Raw genomic sequence first — 14,055 nt, forward strand, 5'->3', positions numbered from 1 at the left:
GCAACTAGGCGGCCTTTGTTCTTTGGAGGCGTTATCGGTAACACTCGGCATCAGTAATCCGGCGACGCCATTGAATAGTCCCGAAATCCTATCCTTCATCGACCTGCACGTCCCCAGCGGTGGCGGTTGCCCCGGATCTGAGCGACGTTGTCGAACGGCTGTAACTGGCCGTTCGTCGCCTCCGACGCGACGACTGATATCCCGGTTCCATTCACATCATGTGATTCCTGCTTCTGCAGGCCGGTCGTGCATATGCCGAACGGTATATTGCGTGGAGTACCGTCGCGTCTAGACTCAAAGTGCTCCCACAACGTGGTCCCGACCTTTCCCTTTCCGCATTTTCACGTGTCGGGATTCCGCGGGCATAGTTGCTCGACTTGACGAATCAATAGCCCCATCGTTTGTGATTCCGCTGATCGGTGCTGTCCGTGATGGAGGTTCTCATGCAACGTCATCTAACTACTTTGCTCTCTGCCGCTGCGTTTTGGGCTGTGACACTGCTCTCGTTTCAGAGCGCCTTCGCACAAACAGCGGCGAGCCTGGTTGACACCTGGAAGTTGATCTCTCTGACCGTCTTGAAAAGCGGTAGCCCAGTGGAGATCCTGGGCCTTCATCCAGAAGGTCAGCTCGTTTTTGGCGACGATGGGCGCTATACGCTGATCGCGGTCCGCTCCAACTTGCCGAAGCTCGCATCAGGCGATCGTCTTTCAGCGACGGCGGACGAAAACAAACAGATTGTGCAGGGAAGCGTCGCACATTTCGGAACATACGTAGTGGACCCGACTACGCACACGATCGAATTGCACATTCGGAAGGGAACGTTCCCGAACTGGGATGGCGAAATACAGGCGAGACCATTCGTCATTGAAGGGGACCGCCTCACGTATATCACGCCGGGCAGCTTTGGATACGGCGCATCGACCGCTGTCTGGCAGCGGGATAAAGGCAGGTGAGCCCGGCTCTTAAGGTCCCGGTACCGCACGTCGCCTTACAATTCGATGCCGGACGTCCAGTGCACACCTCGTCATGCAATAGAATTCGATTCCTGACCCCGTACCGTGGCTCGCCCTAGTCTATGTCCAATACCCCGACGCTGCCCGACTTGATTACAGCGCTAAGCAAACGAGGAATCGATCTCGCCGGGGCCAATGTTCGATTTGGCAGCTATGGCGACTCGGAGCAATCTTCTGCAATGCTCATTTCCTTGATAGCGGCCAACATAAAGCGCGCCACATGTAGCTTGCTGTGGTCATGGAAATTTGACGACGAACGCCTGCCGCAGGAAGGGGACATCGAAATTGTTCTGGATTTTTTCGATAACCCCGTTCTGCTGCTTCGGACGACGAGAGTCGAGATAGTTTCTTTTGAGAATATTTCTAGCGAGTTTGCGGCCGCCGAAGGAGAAGGTGACCTTTCACTCGAATTCTGGCGCGCGGAGCACTGGAAGTTCTTTGACAGAGAGTGCCAGCGGATAGGGCGACAGCCCGTAGCGTCAATGCCGCTCGTTTGCGAGACGTTCGATTTGATAGCTGATTTGGGTTGGTAATCTCAATTCGACTGCTGTCTGGCTGCAAGCAATCGTTCCTTGAGCGACTCCCGAAGACCGCTCATGGCCGGACGTGAACCTTCGCGTTCTCATGTCCGGCAGCCCGCTGGAACCGCCGGTCGGCGGCCGCATATCGCCGAAAACCCGTGGCATCGGATGCCGCACTGACCAGTTACGGCAACCATCGATCGCGGCGATCACGGCTTGCGTCCCTAGCGATATCGGGCTAAGACCGGTGTCGTTGTGCCGGTACCACCGTATGCGTGATACCGCACATCGCGCGAGCGCTTTCAGGTTAAATATTTCTGGAGGAATTCCACATCGCAACTGGCCAGAAAGATTTCGGTAGTTTCTCTATCGCTTACGATGGCCAGCGCGAGCCAGAGGCTCTCCAGTTCTCGCAAAGAGCGACCAACACGATGAAAGGATCTCTTTTCGACAAATGCTGCGTGATTCGTGGCCACCGAAAGGCAGCGAGAATTGCACTATTTGTGGTCCTGTCACCCTTGTTTGGGACTATCGCGGCTGGCGAGCAATCGACGATTCAGCCGGTTTCGCAGGCCGATACGCCTGTCTTTCGGGTGGGCGATACATGGGCCATCGGGCCAACCCGGGGGGACCCGAGCTCGCAGCATCCGCCGCGTCAGACAGTAATCGAGGTGACGCCTGAGCAGACCCGGATAGCGGTGCAAACGACCAGCGGAAACCCATACGAAATCGACCTGAATAGCGCGGGCGCCGTGACTGTATCCGGTCCGACGCAGTATCGCCCTGGGCGCGGCTATGTGCACTTCCCGCTCTCAGTAGGGGCAAGCTGGGACGAGAACTATACCGCCACGGCAACCGGGCGGGAGACAAGCTGGGTTGCGCATCACGTTACAGTGGATGGGGCGGAGATTGTGCACGTGGTTGCCGGCGACTTTTTTGCTTTCAGACTCGTGGCACGCGGCGAGGTTGATCGCGTCGTAAAAGGTGCATACCACCGCGGGAGCACATTCACGGAAACCTACTGGTATGCGCCATCCGTAAAACGCGTCATCAAGCACGAGAGCACGAATTATTACTACGGCGCGAGCGCGGATGACCTTAACTGGGAACTCTACAACTACAGTCTTGTGGATCCGCTTAAACCCGCGGCGACGTCGGCAACGGCTCCATAACTGCGCCAACGCTGATCGCCGGGACTTTTGGACCGCTGTAGCAGGTGAGACGCGCGTGGCGTGTGTTCCCGCTGTTTGTCGACGCTTTGCGCACCTGTCCCGACCGACCGCATATGGCCGACCCCGGTCCGACGCGGACCGCCGCAATGCCCCGTCGTCGATCAGGCCGCATTCGGCCCAAGTCGACCCATTGGGGTCCCCACAAGCACCGAAAACGGACGTTCAAGAAGGGCGTCCCGAGCAAATGCGCCAGGAATATCGGCTCAACTAGTTGCGAGAAATTGGGCAATTTCGGCGGCTAATGCAGCGGGCTCCTCCAGCATCATCATATGGCTGCTTTCCCGTACAGATAGCGTGAGCCGACCCGATTGCACTAACTCTTCGGTTTGGTGCTGAACACCGAGAAAGTATGCCTGAAGCATCTCCTTGTGCCACTCGGGCAGTCCGGGCGGGAGGGTTAGCCGATTTGCACGAAAAATCAGGCTTGGCGCGTCAATCGTGCGGACCAAATCGAAGAAGCTGTGGTCACTGAGGAAAGCTGCGTACAGGGCTCGAATTCCTAATGTCGTTGCCGCGTCCGCACGAAACGAATATCGATCGTCGTTCAGCGGATTCAGCCGGCGCCTCACAATCTCCGAGCTATCGGCCGGGCAAAGGCCATAGATCTCGGCAACACGTCGTTCGAGGTTAGCTACCGCTTTGCCGGTCAGGGTTGGCTGCGGTCGCACCCACTCGGCTCGCGCTCGCTCTTGAGATGCAACTGCTTCTGCGGGCGAAAGGCCGACATACTCACTGGCGCGCAGGGCAAATCCGTCGAGGTCGATGACATGGCTAACGCCGCCATACCTCGATGCGTAAAGGAATGCCAGGACTCCCCCGAGCGAATGGCCAACCAGCGAAATGTCGGATGTCGAATAGCTCTCGAGAACGGTCTGGATGTCTCTTAAAACAAGATCGACATTCCATTCCCCCGACTCAGACAGTCCGTGGCCGCGCAGGTCCAATGCGATTACACGCCGATGCGATACCAACAGACGCGCCATTGGCAACCAATCGGCCGCGGATCTCCCGGCTCCATGCAGCAAGAGCATAACCGGTCCTGTTCCACCGTGATTCTGCAAAGCAAGTCTTATGGAACCGGACTGAATCAGTCCTTCAGGCTTGCTTGCATTCATCTTGTGGCTAAACAACTGCTTCGGCCGACTGCAGCGTAAGCAGCGCCAACAGCCTGGCAACTTCCTCCCGCATCTGCCGCCGATCCACAATCATATCGATTGCACCTCGCGTTATCAAAAACTCTGGGCGTTGATAGCCCTCAGGTAACTTCTCATGTACCAACTGTTCGATTACGCGGGCACCGGTGAACGCAATCAATGCCTTTGGTTCTGCGATCACCACGTCGCCCAGGAACGCAAAGCTTGCCGACACGCCGCCGGTTGTCGGATCGGTGAGTATGGATACGAAAGGAAGCCCGGCCTCGGCCAATCGCGTCAAGATGGCCGTCGTCTTGGCCATCTGCATCAACGAATACACGCTTTCCTGCATCCGTGCGCCGCCAGAGGCGGCAATGCAAATAAAAGGCGTGCGCTGCTCAAGCGCATTTCTTACGCCGCGAACAAAACGCTCGCCGACGGCCGAGCCCATTGAACCGGCCATAAATGCGAAATCGAAGCATGCCACCACGACGGGAACGGAGTGGACGGTGCCGCCCATAACCACCAGGGCATCTGTCTCGCCGGTTTCTTCCATTGCATTGCTCAAGCGATCGGGGTACGTGCGGCTGTCCCTGAACTTCAGCGGGTCGATCGGCAGTATTTCTCGGCCAATCTCATAGCGCCCTTCCACGTCGAGAAAGTGGTCAAGGCGTTTGCGAGCGCCGATGGGCATGTGATGAGCGCATTTCGGACAGACATGAAGATTTGCTTCGAAATCACTGCGATAGAGCACTGCTTCGCATGCCGGGCACTTAAGCCACAGGCCTTCCGGAATAGCCTTGCGGCGCTTCGGGACGGACTGTTTGATCTGTGGTGGCAATAGCTTGTCGAGCCAGTTCATACTTTCTCCGGTAATCGCATGTCCGTTGCGTAAGTGATCGGGAAAATGAGGCTGTATTTGCTCTCGTCAGGGCGCTTACGCGCCAATTGAGCTATCCAAACCAGCATACTACGGCGTGTGATTTCATAGCTCATCAGCGATTGGGATCGCCGGATTGTTGTCGATTTGGGAGGGCATGGCGAACGTCAGATATTGGCCGGTCGCTGCCTTATGGTTATCGGCGGCCCGCATTCCCTAAACGCCACTCATCGTACTGTCAAGGGGTCTCGGAGTAAACATCGCTATTCGACAGTTACCGACTTGGCGAGATTCCGCGGCTTGTCGATGTCGGTCCCTCGCGCTAGCGCTGCGTGGAATGCGAGCAGTTGCATTGGAATCGTGTGCAGGATTGGCGAGAGCAAACCGTAGTATTCGGTGAGACGAACGACTTCGATATCCGGCGCAGGCGTTATTCTGCAGTCGATGTCGGCAAAAACATAGAGTTTCCCGTTGCGTGCGCTTACCTCATGCATATTCGACTTGAGCTTCTCGAGCAGACGATCATTGGGCGCAACGGCGACCACCGGCAATTCGTCGCTAACCAGCGCAAGCGGACCGTGTTTCAATTCGCCCGCGGCATACGCTTCAGCGTGGATGTATGAGATTTCCTTCATCTTCAAGGCGCCCTCCATCGCAACGGGATAGTGCATGCCACGTCCGAGGAACAGAATGTCTTGTCTACGTGTCAGTTGTTCCGCCCAGGCAATGATCTGTGGCTCCATCGCGAGCACCTTGGTCATGGCGTCGGGCAGGTGCCGGAGTGCGCGCAGATGGTGCTGCTCGTCTTGTTCAGACAGACGATTTCGGCTTTGCGCAAGCGTCAGCGCGAGCAAAAACAATGCGACGAGCTGGGTTGTAAATGCCTTCGTGGAAGCCACACCAATTTCGATGCCGGCGCGGGTAAAGAAAGTCAACACACATTCGCGCGCAAGTGAACTGGTGGGGACGTTGCATATTGCGAGCGTGTGATGCATGCCCTGCCGTTTCGCAAGTTGCACCGCGCCCAGCACGTCTGCAGTTTCACCGCTCTGCGAAACGGCGACCACCAACGTGTTCGCGTTCGGCACGCTATCGCGATAGCGGTATTCACTGGCAATCTCGACGCTCACAGGCAGTTGTGCCAGACTTTCAATCCAGTATTTGGCCGTTAGCGCTGCGTGGAAACTGCCGCCGCATGCGAGGAGCAGCACTGAATCCACTGCGTTCAGCACGCGCCATGCGTTATCGCCGAACAACTCGGGCATGATCGACGTGACGTCTTGAAGCGTATCGGCAACGGCACGTGGCTGCTCGAAAATCTCCTTCTGCATGTAATAGCGGTAGAGACCAAGGTCGGCCGCACCACTATGCGCTGCCACCGTATGCACGTTGCGCTCTACGCGACGTTTTTCCGTATCGACGATCCAGTAGCGATGGAGCTGGACATCAACTACATCGCCGTCTTCCAGGTAAGCAATTCGATCGGTGACGTTCGATAGTGCGATTGCGTCGGAGGCGAGGAAATTCTCGCCTTCGCCGACACCGATGACAAGCGGCATCCCATCGCGCGCACCGACCAGGCGATGCGGTTCGTCGCGGCAAATGACGGCAATTGCGTAGCTCCCCCTCAATTGCCCGACCGCCTCTTTCACGGCATCGAAGAGATCTCCGTTGTACAGATGATCGATCAGATGCGCGATGACCTCGCTGTCAGTCTGGCTGGCGAATACGTATCCGCGTGCCTCGAGCGTGGCGCGCAACTCCTCATGGTTTTCAATAATGCCGTTGTGCGAGAGCGCAATTCGCGGCGCGGTTGCGCCTGGCGAGAAGTGCGGATGAGCGTTTTCGGTAACGGGCTTGCCATGCGTCGCCCAACGGGTATGGGCAATGCCGGTGTAGCCAGACATGCCCAGCCGGGTTATTTCATCCTGCAGGTTCGCAACGCGCTCAACGCTGCGAGAGCGCACAAGTTGCCGATCATGGTAAAGCGCGACGCCACACGAGTCATACCCGCGATATTCCAGGCGTTTGAGTCCATCGACCAGGTTGGGCAGGATGTTCCTTTGCGCGACGGCACCGACAATTCCACACATGATGCTTCTCCGTAGGGTTGTTCTTCATGCGAACGAGTGAAGCGATGGTAGAGTGGCATATGTGAAATTTAATTGCATAATTAATAAACAGATGAAATTTGACAGTATCGAATTGTCCGTGTGAAATTTAATTTCAGCCGAAACGAGGTGTGGAGATCAGATGGCGGGTATTTATCTGGATGAGTTGGATCTGCGGATTCTGGGCGTCCTACAAGAGGATGCGTCGCTTTCAAACCTCGAGCTGGCTGCGCGCGTGCATGCGTCGCCGCCTACTTGTCTACGCAGAGTGCGCGGACTCAAAGAGGCCGGAGTCATCCAGCGTCAGATTGCAATCCTCGATCACACAAAGCTGGGCTCGACGTTGATCGCGATCGTCGAGGTAAGCCTTGATCGGCAAACTACAGAGGATCTCGAAGCATTTGAGTCGTACATTTGCGCCGAAGACGCGGTGACTCAATGCTATCGCGTGTCACCTGGTCCAGACTTCGTGATCGTAGCCGAAGTGGTGGACATGCCCGAATATGACGAACTGGCGCGACAGCTATTCAGGAGTTCGGCAAACATCCGCAACGTGCGCACATTTTTTTCTACTCGCCGCGCCAAGTTCGAGGCGAATGCACGCGTTCGCCTGGCTGCAGGCAAGCTGGCGTAGCGGTGAGACCGGCAGCAGGTTTCGGGCTCCCCGCTTCGACTCTGAACTTCCGTGCTCGACCCAGAGCCGTCAGTCCAGATTTTCGCTAACAGCCATCCGAGTTACCCCGCTGTTCGAGCGGACCGTTCGCCATACCCTTGAAAAACAAATGAACCATTGATATACAAATTTCTGCCGTCATTAATAACTTTGATTATAGGCGGAGAGACTGGTCACTTATTTTTCTTGAGCCAACCTTTTCTCTGCAACATGTATCGGAAACAGAGAGTCCACCAAACGATCGATGAAATAAAAGAACTTATTTGAGGCGTACCCAGCAACGAACGCTATGGCCAAAGGGGAAAAACTCTTCCCCCCCTCGATTAAATCGCTCAATAATCCGATTGCAATTCCTACGATTATCGCGCACGTAACATGAGCTCTATTCGAAACGGTTGAATTTTCCGGATGAAAGGTATTCGAAGAGCATTCATTGTTTATTCTTCTTAGTATGGATGCACAGGCCCCTAGCCAAGAATATAAGACCGGCAGCACAAATCCAGTAACAATTCCAACAAGAGAAAGGATGATGTCGCGACCGTACACCGCCATTGCGCGAATGTCTTGATAGGCAGCTATTTTCTGAAAACCCTCGTCAACGTCGTCTTCCGGATTAAGTAACATGTTCTTCTTTCCATCCTTTTCACCGAACACATGATCTGCCTCTAACATCGGAACCGTTATCTCAAGATTTTGTCTGATTCTTTCATTATCACAAAGCCAGTTCGTCTGAGACATTGCACCGGCACCCGAAACTTTGGTCACGGGATCCAGCCCTGAATTCTTTTTATCACATTCCGCTTGATTGTAATATGGGTTATTAACCGGAATATGTAAACGTGAACCAATCCCATCGGTTCGCCGAACGTCACTAAAAAGCTCACGATTATTGATGGCGAACTGCTGAAGAGTATCTTTTATTTGCAACGCAGTGGGAGAATTACTAATCATTCGCAATTCATTATCATTCCTTTGCTTAACATCTAGCGCAGCCACACTGTCGATTGGTGTCGGTGAGTCAACTAATTCTCGAAGATCGCGCTCACCCTTTTGCTTTGCTTCAATAATGCTGGTGGCGTGGCTCTCAAGTTCGTTATGTAAGCGCATGGCTTCAATATCGTTCGCGGCTACAAGTCTTGTGACGTCTTGAGAAAGCTGATTTGCGATGTACAGCAAACAGGACAGCGCAATGACTACAAGAGTTAGCGGAATGGTGAAGTAGGAATACATTCTTATTGCTTTTCGGGCACCCCGATGCGCATTAGGCCCAGCCGTCGCCGCCTCAACTGGGAACACGGAATAAGCTATTCGACTGAGTGCAGCATAAAACAAGGCCTCCACGTTCGCGGTCCAATTTTTTTTACTTTGAGCCAGCCGTGCTTGAGATACCGCTTCGACGTCACTCTCTGCCAGATTAACACCGGCCAACGACGCGTGCGAAATCAACTCGTCACTATGCTTGAGATCTCGGCGCACGCGCGCGGTGGGATAGAAAACAGCCCTGCGAATGGAATCTCGCGCGGTATAGAATGCCACCTCTATTTCGCTGGTCCATTTTCGTTGCGTAAGCAAAGCGCTCGCTTTTCTAATAGTCGCGAGAGCTTCTGCATCGAGTTCGACATGGTCCTCTAGGGCTTCTGCAATCAATATATCGCAACTCTCAAGGTCCCGGCGCACACGAGCGTGGCGGAAGAGACTGCAATTCTCCGACTTCTGGTGGCTGCTCATATCGACTCCCGGTTATGGGACGAGCATTCAAAGTTAGCTATCTCGTGGCAAAGCTTCGTCGTATCCCCAAACTCAATCGCAAGACTGATGAATTCCCCTGCTCGACGCCAATGAAAGTTGTGCCGCGGCGTACCACTACGCCTGTGGTTTCAGCCGCGTCGAGCAGCGTGCGTTGCATGAGAGGATGACGGAAATTGAGAGAGCTACTGCAAGCCGCTGTTGTTTCGACGAGGTCACGGCAATCTCGCGGTACCGGCCCGAAGTAACGATTCCAATCGCGAACGTTATGTGCCCCACTGTCGCACAACAGGCCGTCAGCACTCAATCTACGTGCTTCCGCAACGCCCGGTAGGTACATTCCCACGCCGTGTACACGACTCTCGAAGATCGCCTCAAGTTCCACGATGAGAGGGCGAGCTCCCTGAATCGCCAACGAGCGACCGGGTGCCGCGCCGCCAAGGCCGCCGCGTGCGACAACGATATAGAGGTGTCCGTCCGCCATTTTCGTCGACCCTCACCGGAATTCGAGTCGTATGTTTACGGGTTTATACACTCAATAGACGAACGTGGCGCTACGAAATTGCAAGGGCCGGTTCTGAATTGATATTTGGCCGCGGTGACGAACGTGCACGAAATCCGGCAAAGCAGCGAAACGCTGAAGAGATCTCAATATGAGTCTGATGGAGGCCGCTCTGTCAGAATTCAAAAAGACACTCGTGCGGGGGTGCTCGTCCGCGCCCTTGCACGAGCACGAACGCGTTTGGGCGGTGGGGATCGTTTTGGCAAATTCATGTATGCCAAAAGTAGGCCTCCGGGTGGAAATTCCGACGCTCGCACGTCGATTGTCGACAATCTTCGCAATAGTATCGAAGGACCGAAACTGGTCGAACCAAGTCCAATGACGACCAGCCCAGTTCGGCCCTTACGGCCCATCGATATTGTCCCAGAGTGAACGCGTTCTTTCAGTCTGCTGGGTATCCCATCCAGAGAGTCCATATGCGCAAGACGGCATCAAACTACCTGGCCCGCAATCCGAACGTGAGCATCGGTGATGTGGAACCCATGCTTCTCGATGTCGTCCAGACACTCTCCCGGGCCAACACCCAAGTTCCGTTTGTCCAGGTTCAGTTCCACGGAATTACATGAAGCCCAAGGCGCGACCCTTGCTGGCAGATTCACCCCCGTGGCGTCTGCCGTAACGTCGAACACCGACCGGGTCCACGAAAATATAGACAAGCATTTCGTGCACTCCTGCGATGGATGAATCCCTTGGGCGCATCGTCAAAAATTCGCGACACGGAGTCAATTGTCCCTCCTTCGCCGCGACCCGCCGGCATCACGCGCGTTCGACCTCGCTCAAATGCATCCGCTCAAATCAGGGAATAACCGACGCATCCTCACGGTCTTGCAGGTAAGACAGACTCACAACGGGTGATCAAATGAACGTCGTCGACATGGCCCATGCATCGGGATTTACCGTCATCCTCGACGGCAGAATCGGCCGCGAGGAATACCAGAGCGTATGCGGTTCGGTATCCGCATTACAGCGATTCGCCGAAGCAGTACGTCAGGACGCAGCGAGCCAGTGCGAATCTGCGCCGCTGCAGTCCCCAGCGGCCGATCTGTCTGGACGGTTACGCCGCAACTTTATTGGAGGTGCGCGAAAATCTGGCGGCCGGGCGGCGCTTGCTCGTCGCGCGTCGCACAACGTTCGCCGGATGCTGCCATGACGGTGCAGATGCAAACCGTCCTGCGTCGGTTGCAACTTGGGTCTGGCGTGGTGTTGCTGATCTATCTCTTTCTCCATCTGATCAATCACGCGCTCGGGATCTGGTCACTCGAACTTGCTGGACGCGGCCTTGTTTTAGCGCTACGGCTCTGGCGCAGCACACCTGGAACGATCGCGTTGTATGGTGCGGCTACGCTCCATTTTGCGCTTGCCGTGCGCACGATATACGGGCGCCGTCACTGGACGCTACCGATCGCTGAGTGGGTCCGCCTGTGGGCCGGACTCAGCCTGCCGTTGCTGCTTATCCGCCATGCAGTGACGACCCGGCTCGCGTCCTCCCTCTATGGCTTCGAGCCTGACTATGAGCGCGTGGTGATCGTCCTGCTAACGAGTGGTACGCAGGGTTTGCAGCTTGCGCTGCTCGCGCCTGGATGGATACACGGATGTCTCGGACTATGGTTTCGATTGCGTCACCTCCCGTGGGCGCGCCGCATGAAGCCTGCACTGTTGGCTTTGGTCGCCCTATTGCCGTTGCTATCCGCGGCAGGCTTTATCCGGATGATGCGGGCTGTCGAGGCGAAGAGCGTCGTACTCGCGGCCCCCGATCCGATACTGATTGCGCATCGGCTCACCCTGGATGTCTGGCGTCACGATCTCGTGGCCTTCTATTTGTCTCTGATCGTCAGCGCGTTCGCCGCAGGCCAATTGCGCAACGGCCTTGAACGCCGAAGGTTGCGGAAGATCTCGCTGAATTCGTGACACGGCTGCGACTCGGTCCCGCTGGTAGCTGCCGCCCAAGGGGATAGTAGAGCTCGCGTGGCAAACGCAACCCGCCAATCTAACTTCTCGCCAACGACAGCTCGATGCGCCTGCGCTGCAGGAACCGGCGCACGGCCGGATCGCGTTCGAGTCCGATCGCGAGATCGTACGCATTGAGCGCTTCAGCCCTCGCGCCGGCACGCGCAAGCAGATCGGCACGCGCGGCCCAGTACGGCTGGTAGGCTGACAGCCGCGGATCGTCCGCATACGGCTCGAGCGCGTCGAGCGCCGCCTGCGGGCCGTCCCGTTCCGCCAGCGCGATCGCGCGGTTCACCGCGACCACCGGCGAGCCTGCAATCGCGAGCAGCGCATCATAGAGTTGCACGATCTCATCCCAGTTCGGGAGATTCGTGCGGCAGCGGTACACGTGCGCCGACTGCAATGCGGCCTCCAGCTGAAAGCGTCCGATTGCGTTGAGAGCACTCGCGCGCCGTAGCAGTGCGTTTGCTGCATCGATCATCGGCTCGTTCCATGTCGCCGGATCCTGAGCCGACAGCGGCACATACTCGCCGGCTGCATCGCGTCGTGCGTCACAACGCGCCTGCGCATACAGCATCAGCGCGAGCAACCCCATCGTCTCTGGCTCCTCGGGGAGCAGTTCGACGAGCAGTTGCGCAAGAAACAGCGCCTCGCCGGTGAGATCGCGCCTCCCTATATCGCCGCCGGCCGGGTCGGTCCACCCTTCCGCATACACCGCATAGACCGCCTCCAGCACCGCAGCGAGCCGCTCGGGCAACTCCTCGCGCTCGGGCACGCTGAACGGAATGCCCGCTTCGCGGATCTTGTTCTTCGCCCGCACGAGGCGCTTGCTCATTGCGGCGGGCGACATCAGGAACGCCGACGCGATGGTTTTCGCTTCGAGTCCCAGCACCACCTGCAGCATCAGCGGCGTGTGAATCGCGGCCTCGAGCGCAGGGTGCGTGCACGCGAACAGCAGCGCCAGTCGGCGGTCGGGCAACGCGCCTGACTCACGCTCGTCGATCTCGTCGGCGAGGATGGTGAGCTGGTTTGTCACTTCGTCGCCGACGCGGCGATGACGCGCGCCGTCGATCGCCCGGCGGCGCGCGACCGTCATCAGCCACGCTTCGGGATTCGCAGGGCAGCCGCGTTCCGGCCACTCGGCCAGCGCGGCGGCAAACGCGTCGGCCAGCGCGTCCTCGGCTGCGGCGACGTCGCGCGTGCGCATCGCCAGCAGCGCGACAAGTTTGCCGTAACTGCGGCGGGCGACCGCCTCGGCAATCGAACGCGCGGCGCCGCCAGCGTCACGGCCGCAGCCGGACGGACTCATGCAGCCGATCGCGCGTCGTAGGGTGCAGTCCAGACCGGGCGCACTTCCATGACGCCGTACGCCGCGGCTGGGCAGCGTGACGCCCACGTGATCGCCGCATCCAAGTTGGGCACGTCGATCAGGTAGTAGCCGCCGAGCTGCTCCTTCGAATCGGAATACGGACCGTCGAGCACCTGCGGCTTGCCGTCGACGAGCCGCACCGTGGTCGCCACGTTCGTGTGTTGCAGCCGGTTGGCGCCCACCAGCGCCCCCGCCTTTTTCAACGATTCGGTGTAGGCCTGATACGCGGCGACGCCTTGCTGCCGCTCGCTGTCGGTCATCTGGTTCCAACCGATTTCTTCTGCGTAAATCATCAACAGGTATTGCATATGAGCCTCCGTCATGGGGTTGAGGCGGCTGAATTACATCGGGCCGCCACTACAATGACGCGCGGGCCGCATGCTGACGGACACGTGGCATCGAAAAAATCGCTGACGGGCGTCTGTTCGATCAGCGATGACAAACCACTTCGACATTGTGCCCGTCCGGAGCAATGACAAAAGCTGCATAGTAGTTCGCGTGGTAGCGCGGGCGCAGGCCGGGCGCACCATTGTCTTTGCCGCCCGCCTCCAGAGCCGCGCGATAAAAGGCGTCGACTTGCTGGCGATTTTCGGCCGTAAACGCAAGGTGAAGATGCGCCGGCTTCTCCGTGGTCTGGTACAGGCACAATGAAGCTTTACCCGGCGGGCTAAGCTCGACACCGTACGTCGGCTCTCCCTCTGAGATAACCGCTACGCCGAGCGGTTCGAGCGCCTTGAGGAAGAACGATTTGCTCGCTGCATAATCGCTGACTCCGAATTTGACGTGATCGAACATGAGTTCTCCTGGCGTGTGTGGGCCCGCGCGAGGCCTGACGTGATTGAGAGATCACCGTGATGTTGCCACACAG

General features: G+C 57.1%; 13 protein-coding genes. 6 read left to right on the plus strand and 7 right to left on the minus strand.

Annotated features, from left to right (window positions below; all coding sequences use genetic code 11):
* Positions 1-443 precede the first annotated feature (443 nt).
* The 3 genes from P3T20_RS33315 to P3T20_RS33325 all read left to right on the plus strand — a co-directional run bounded on the left by P3T20_RS33315 (position 444) and on the right by P3T20_RS33325 (position 2,706).
* The gene (locus tag P3T20_RS33315; protein ID WP_429289086.1) at positions 444-953 is read left to right on the plus strand and encodes a lipocalin-like domain-containing protein; all 510 of its coding nucleotides are present in this window, start codon (positions 444-446) and stop codon (positions 951-953) included.
* 122 nt (positions 954-1,075) lie between these two features.
* Positions 1,076-1,546, plus strand: coding sequence for an ASCH domain-containing protein (locus P3T20_RS33320; protein ID WP_429289087.1), 471 nt, complete (start codon positions 1,076-1,078; stop codon positions 1,544-1,546).
* 506 nt (positions 1,547-2,052) lie between these two features.
* Entirely contained in the window at positions 2,053-2,706 is a 654-nt protein-coding gene (locus P3T20_RS33325) for a hypothetical protein (protein ID WP_429289088.1), read from the plus strand.
* Positions 2,707-2,969: 263 nt separating this feature from the next.
* On the opposite strand, the gene P3T20_RS33330 is transcribed toward P3T20_RS33325, so the two are convergent.
* The 3 genes from P3T20_RS33330 to glmS form a co-directional block, all read right to left on the minus strand.
* Positions 2,970-3,797 carry an alpha/beta fold hydrolase gene (locus P3T20_RS33330; protein ID WP_429289089.1) on the minus strand — a complete coding sequence of 276 codons (828 nt, stop codon included), beginning with the start codon at positions 3,795-3,797 and terminating at the stop codon, positions 2,970-2,972.
* 91 nt (positions 3,798-3,888) lie between these two features.
* Entirely contained in the window at positions 3,889-4,761 is an 873-nt protein-coding gene (gene accD, locus P3T20_RS33335; RefSeq protein ID WP_429289090.1) for an acetyl-CoA carboxylase, carboxyltransferase subunit beta, read from the minus strand.
* A 281-nt stretch (positions 4,762-5,042) separates the two neighbouring features.
* Positions 5,043-6,872: a glutamine--fructose-6-phosphate transaminase (isomerizing) gene (gene glmS / locus P3T20_RS33340; protein WP_429289091.1), complete on the minus strand. Its 1,830-nt coding sequence runs from the start codon at positions 6,870-6,872 to the stop codon at positions 5,043-5,045.
* 160 nt (positions 6,873-7,032) lie between these two features.
* Between glmS and P3T20_RS33345 the strand changes: the two genes are divergently transcribed.
* On the plus strand, positions 7,033-7,524 hold the full coding sequence (locus P3T20_RS33345; protein ID WP_429289092.1) for an Lrp/AsnC family transcriptional regulator: 492 nt from the start codon (positions 7,033-7,035) through the stop codon (positions 7,522-7,524).
* Positions 7,525-7,740: 216 nt separating this feature from the next.
* Here P3T20_RS33345 and P3T20_RS33350 read toward each other — a convergent pair whose 3' ends face one another.
* On the minus strand, positions 7,741-9,291 hold the full coding sequence (locus P3T20_RS33350; protein WP_429289093.1) for a hypothetical protein: 1,551 nt from the start codon (positions 9,289-9,291) through the stop codon (positions 7,741-7,743).
* A 1,439-nt stretch (positions 9,292-10,730) separates the two neighbouring features.
* Here P3T20_RS33350 and P3T20_RS33355 point away from each other — a divergent pair.
* Both P3T20_RS33355 and P3T20_RS33360 read left to right on the plus strand, forming a co-directional pair.
* Positions 10,731-11,021 carry a hypothetical protein gene (locus P3T20_RS33355; protein WP_429289094.1) on the plus strand — a complete coding sequence of 97 codons (291 nt, stop codon included), beginning with the start codon at positions 10,731-10,733 and terminating at the stop codon, positions 11,019-11,021.
* Positions 11,018-11,779 (plus strand): hypothetical protein, encoded by a 762-nt coding sequence (locus P3T20_RS33360; RefSeq protein WP_429289095.1) that lies wholly within the window; start codon positions 11,018-11,020, stop codon positions 11,777-11,779. Before P3T20_RS33355 ends, P3T20_RS33360 begins: the two co-directional genes overlap by 4 nt.
* 79 nt (positions 11,780-11,858) lie before the next feature.
* On the opposite strand, the gene P3T20_RS33365 is transcribed toward P3T20_RS33360, so the two are convergent.
* From P3T20_RS33365 to P3T20_RS33375, 3 genes are all read right to left on the minus strand, one after another.
* Positions 11,859-13,127 carry an RNA polymerase sigma factor gene (locus P3T20_RS33365; RefSeq protein ID WP_429289096.1) on the minus strand — a complete coding sequence of 423 codons (1,269 nt, stop codon included), beginning with the start codon at positions 13,125-13,127 and terminating at the stop codon, positions 11,859-11,861.
* Positions 13,124-13,495 (minus strand): YciI family protein, encoded by a 372-nt coding sequence (locus tag P3T20_RS33370; protein WP_429289097.1) that lies wholly within the window; start codon positions 13,493-13,495, stop codon positions 13,124-13,126. The genes P3T20_RS33365 and P3T20_RS33370 overlap by 4 nt, the downstream gene beginning before the upstream one ends.
* A gap of 121 nt (positions 13,496-13,616) precedes the next feature.
* Positions 13,617-13,982 (minus strand): VOC family protein, encoded by a 366-nt coding sequence (locus tag P3T20_RS33375; protein ID WP_074268608.1) that lies wholly within the window; start codon positions 13,980-13,982, stop codon positions 13,617-13,619.
* Positions 13,983-14,055: the final 73 nt, after the last annotated feature.

It is taken from the genome of Paraburkholderia sp. GAS206C (genome assembly GCF_050435645.1).
Classification (GTDB): Bacteria; Pseudomonadota; Gammaproteobacteria; order Burkholderiales; family Burkholderiaceae; genus Paraburkholderia; species Paraburkholderia phenazinium_B.

What these genes read in the sequence shown, in the direction of transcription:
- P3T20_RS33370 (WP_429289097.1), bottom strand. Translation starts at nt 13,495, where the DNA reads ATGCAATACCTGTTGATGATTTACGCAGAAGAAATCGGTTGGAACCAG.
- P3T20_RS33355 (WP_429289094.1), top strand. Translation starts at nt 10,731, where the DNA reads ATGAACGTCGTCGACATGGCCCATGCATCGGGATTTACCGTCATCCTC.
- accD (WP_429289090.1), bottom strand. Translation starts at nt 4,761, where the DNA reads ATGAACTGGCTCGACAAGCTATTGCCACCACAGATCAAACAGTCCGTC.
- P3T20_RS33360 (WP_429289095.1), top strand. Translation starts at nt 11,018, where the DNA reads ATGACGGTGCAGATGCAAACCGTCCTGCGTCGGTTGCAACTTGGGTCT.
- P3T20_RS33330 (WP_429289089.1), bottom strand. Translation starts at nt 3,797, where the DNA reads ATGCTCTTGCTGCATGGAGCCGGGAGATCCGCGGCCGATTGGTTGCCA.
- P3T20_RS33350 (WP_429289093.1), bottom strand. Translation starts at nt 9,291, where the DNA reads ATGAGCAGCCACCAGAAGTCGGAGAATTGCAGTCTCTTCCGCCACGCT.
- P3T20_RS33365 (WP_429289096.1), bottom strand. Translation starts at nt 13,127, where the DNA reads ATGAGTCCGTCCGGCTGCGGCCGTGACGCTGGCGGCGCCGCGCGTTCG.
- P3T20_RS33345 (WP_429289092.1), top strand. Translation starts at nt 7,033, where the DNA reads ATGGCGGGTATTTATCTGGATGAGTTGGATCTGCGGATTCTGGGCGTC.
- P3T20_RS33315 (WP_429289086.1), top strand. Translation starts at nt 444, where the DNA reads ATGCAACGTCATCTAACTACTTTGCTCTCTGCCGCTGCGTTTTGGGCT.
- P3T20_RS33375 (WP_074268608.1), bottom strand. Translation starts at nt 13,982, where the DNA reads ATGTTCGATCACGTCAAATTCGGAGTCAGCGATTATGCAGCGAGCAAA.
- P3T20_RS33320 (WP_429289087.1), top strand. Translation starts at nt 1,076, where the DNA reads ATGTCCAATACCCCGACGCTGCCCGACTTGATTACAGCGCTAAGCAAA.
- glmS (WP_429289091.1), bottom strand. Translation starts at nt 6,872, where the DNA reads ATGTGTGGAATTGTCGGTGCCGTCGCGCAAAGGAACATCCTGCCCAAC.